Raw genomic sequence first — 435 nt, forward strand, 5'->3', positions numbered from 1 at the left:
GGCGTAGGGTTCGGGTCGGCAGTCAGCCGCATTGGTGCCTTCCTTGGCACCTACCTGCTGCCCATTGGCATCGGGACAATCGGGGTCAAGTGGTGCATGGTCATCGCGGCAGGTCTATGCGTCGTTGGCGCTGTGACCGGCCAGACGCTGGCACCTGAGACCATGAACCGGCCCCTGACGAAAACGGCAACCGGAGAGTTGTCACATGCCTGACCCTGGGCCCGGCGCTCAGGCTGACAGCCCAAATGGGCGGTACATCCAACTCTGGATGCCCGATCCCGTCAGCCAGGATTTCCAGACACTAGCAACAACGATCGGGGCCAGAGCGAGGGCGGTATCAATGCTATTGAGCCTGGTGCGATCGAGTACCTCGGTGACGGGGACGAAGGCGACGTTACCAGCGGTGTTACCGGGTCGTGACGCGCAGACGTCGAG

General features: G+C 62.5%; 1 protein-coding gene. It reads left to right on the forward strand.

Annotated features, from left to right (window positions below; all coding sequences use genetic code 11):
* Positions 1–213, forward strand: a 213-nt coding sequence (locus tag KJQ97_RS10095; protein ID WP_214120707.1) for a hypothetical protein, incomplete at its 5' end; no start/stop codon positions are given.
* Positions 214–435: the final 222 nt, after the last annotated feature.

The organism is Campylobacter sp. 2018MI01 (genome assembly GCF_018501205.1).
In the GTDB taxonomy this organism is placed as follows: domain Bacteria; phylum Campylobacterota; class Campylobacteria; order Campylobacterales; family Campylobacteraceae; genus Campylobacter_E.